2 protein-coding genes and 1 pseudogene are annotated in these 2931 nt (G+C 59.0%); 1 reads left to right on the top strand and 2 read right to left on the bottom strand.

Annotated elements, in window-relative coordinates; genetic code table 11:
- Window positions 1-234: NAD(P)-dependent oxidoreductase (locus tag ACR0P8_RS09180; RefSeq protein ID WP_432624771.1), on the bottom strand; the 234-nt coding region annotated here is incomplete at its 3' end.
- A 426-nt stretch (window positions 235-660) separates the two neighbouring features.
- Between ACR0P8_RS09180 and ACR0P8_RS09175 the strand changes: the two genes are divergently transcribed.
- Entirely contained in the window at window positions 661-2508 is a 1848-nt protein-coding gene (locus ACR0P8_RS09175) for a sialate O-acetylesterase (protein ID WP_432624770.1), read from the top strand.
- 137 nt (window positions 2509-2645) lie between these two features.
- Here ACR0P8_RS09175 and ACR0P8_RS09170 read toward each other — a convergent pair.
- A pseudogene (locus tag ACR0P8_RS09170) lies at window positions 2646-2931 on the bottom strand (aromatic amino acid transporter AroP); the annotation flags it as partial.

Here is a 2931-nt window from a genome sequence, read left to right as displayed (position 1 = left end):
GATGATGTCGGCTTCAGCGGCGGCTTCCGGAACGGACTTGACTTCCAGACCCTGCTCCTTGGCGTGCTCGACAGACTTGGAGGTCGGGCGCAGGCCGACGACGACGTCGACGCCGGAATCGCGCAGGTTCAGCGCATGGGCATGGCCCTGGGAACCGTAACCGATGATGGCAACCTTCTTGCCTTCGAGGACCGAGAGATCTCCATCGTTCTCATACCAGATTTGTGCAGCCATTGTACTTGGCACTCCTTTTGTGTAGTGGGGTGAACGCTTGGAAAGCGTTCGGGTTTCTACCATTCGCAGATGAAATTCGTGGTTTCGTGCATGGATTTTGTCCTGCAAACTGGGGTCCATCCTACCGGAGCGGCCGTTTTGGTACGTATCCAGTCCACAAAGTGAGCCGCGAAATCGTAAAAAATTCGTCGCGGCGCAATCGTGATACCTTTCCTGAGAAACTCCTACGGAAGCGACGTTTCGGGCCGTTGGAATGTTGTTTCCGTTGGGAATTGCGATTAAGTCCCTACCGAAGCGACGTTTCGATCGCTGAAAATGACGTTTGTGCGGGCAGGCATGTGCTTATTTAGGTGACGCTTCACGCATTTTGGTAGGAAAGTGGCTTAGGATAGGCACATAGGATTGTTTGATGAGGAAGCTGAAGCAATGGTCACTGCGACGGGGATTGCGCCTGGTTCCGAAATGACGGCGCAGATGGAGCAGGTGGAGGAGCGTAATGTCTTGGGCGTGCTGCATATCGCCTCGATTTTCGCCTCGCACATGGTATTGCAACGCAACAAGCCCATTGCGGTGTTCGGCGCATTGGCTGCCGATTGCGCCGGTATGGAGGTTGTGGCGGAAATACACGACTTTGACGGCTCCCTGATCGCGCAGGAACATGCTTATTCTTCGCAGAACGTGGTCAACGGCTTTTCGCAGTGGCGCGTGATGCTGCCCGCGCAACCGGAAGGTGGTCCGTACACGCTTCGTATCATCGCGGGCAATGATGCCATCGAATTCGACGACGTGCTTATCGGCGAAGTGTGGCTCGCCGGCGGCCAAAGCAATATGGAACTTGAGTTGCGTAACAGCGAGCATGCCGACGAAGCACTTGAGGATTGCGCCGATCCGCTGCTGCGTTTCTACAATGTGCCGAAAACCGGTGTCATCAATCGCAATGCGGAGAATGCGGCGAGCTGGCAGGAATCATCGCCGGAAAACAGTGGTGTGATGAGTGCGGTCGCTTACTATTTCGCACGTAAACTACGCGCCGAACTCGACTCCGATCTGCCGATTGGCATTGTTGACTGCTATATCGGCGGCACTTCGATTACGTGCTGGATGAGCGAGGACGCGCTGAATTCCAGCGGTGCCGGCCGCGATTACTTGACGCGTTACCAGCGGGCGATCGCCGGCAAGACGCAACAGCAGTTCGATTTGGAAACCAGCGACTGGGAATCGCAAGTCGACGAGTGGAATGCGAATGTCGCTGCCGCGCGCGAAGCCGATCCGGATATTGCGCAGGAAAAGTTGAACGAACAGTTCGGCGCATGCCCGTGGCCGCCGCCGCTCACGCCCACGTCGCAGTGGCGTCCGTCCGGGCCTTTCCACGCCATGCTGGAACGTATCATGCCGTATTCGCTGGCCGGTTTTCTGTGGTATCAGGGCGAGGAAGACGAGCAATACTGCGGTTTCTACCGTGAATTGCTGGGCATGATGATTGGCGAATGGCGTGCGCTGTGGAGCGAGAATCTGCCGTTCCTCATCGTGCAGCTGCCGCAATGGATCGACAAGAAGGTGGACGAGACCGAAGGCGATCCGATGCTGTGGCCGGTGCTGCGTGAGGCCCAATGGGATGCGGCGCAGTCCATCGACAACGTGTATGTCATCTGCACCATCGATTGTGGCGAGTATGACAACATCCACCCCGTCGACAAGCGCACTCCGGGCGAACGCCTTGCCGATTGCGCGTTGAGGCAGGTGTACGGCATGTCCCGCATTCCCGTGTACGGGCCGACGGTGCTGGGCTTCCGTTGCGATCCGAACGGTCGCGTGCGGCTGTTCTTCCGTTACGCGCACGGTTTGCATTTCGATGGCACTACGCCCGGCAGCAGGGGCGATGCTTCCGTTGCCGAGCTGCCTTCGTTGGTGCGTTCGCCGGAGAGCTCCGGTTTCGAGCTTGCGGGCGCCGATGGTGTGTTCCATCCTGCCACCGCGGCGATTTTCGTGGATTGCGACATCGACGACCTCGTCAATTCCAGAGTGAACGTGGTCGATTACAACGCCACCGAATTCGGTATTCCGGTCAACAGCCGCAGCATCGGCACGATTACGCTGGCGACTCCGGATGTGCCGGAGCCGATGGCGATGCGATACGCCTGGCGCAGTTGGGGTCCGGCTCCGCTGTTCAACGACGACGGCCTGCCCGCGCAGCCGTTCCGTCTGGACCTGACCGACCATACCGCCCCCGTCGAGTCCGCCGAGCCCGTCACCCCCGACGGCACCGCTGACTGAGGCCGTCGGTCTGGTCGCGCCGGTCTAATCGCCCCGTCTAATCGCAAAAACGGCATTCCCATCCGGCTTTTGTTACCGTAACCAGCCGATTCGGGTAACAAAAGCCGGAAGAGGAGGCCGTTTTGTGTTTCTTGCGATTACTCAGCGGTTGCGGCAGCCGCGTCGACAATCACCGCCGCGTCCTCGCCACGCTCGCTGCCGGACTTGCCAAGTGTGAGCTGGGCGGCGGCGAACAGCACCGCCAGCCAGATGACGCCGGCGATCACGGCGATGCGATAGCTTGCGGAGAAGCACATAAGCACCACGACCAGCAGCATGAACGCAATCACCACATACGGCGTCACATTGGCGAACGGCAGCTTGAATGCGATCTTGTCGAGCGCCTCCTTGCCCTTCAATCCCTTCAGCTCGGCCGGGCCGTCG

The sequence above is a fragment of the Bifidobacterium sp. genome (assembly GCF_050874245.1).
Lineage (GTDB): Bacteria > Actinomycetota > Actinomycetes > Actinomycetales > Bifidobacteriaceae > Bifidobacterium.
This window is presented reverse-complemented; position numbering and strand designations above follow the sequence as displayed.

What these genes read in the sequence shown, in the direction of transcription:
- ACR0P8_RS09175 (WP_432624770.1), top strand. Translation starts at nt 661, where the DNA reads ATGGTCACTGCGACGGGGATTGCGCCTGGTTCCGAAATGACGGCGCAG.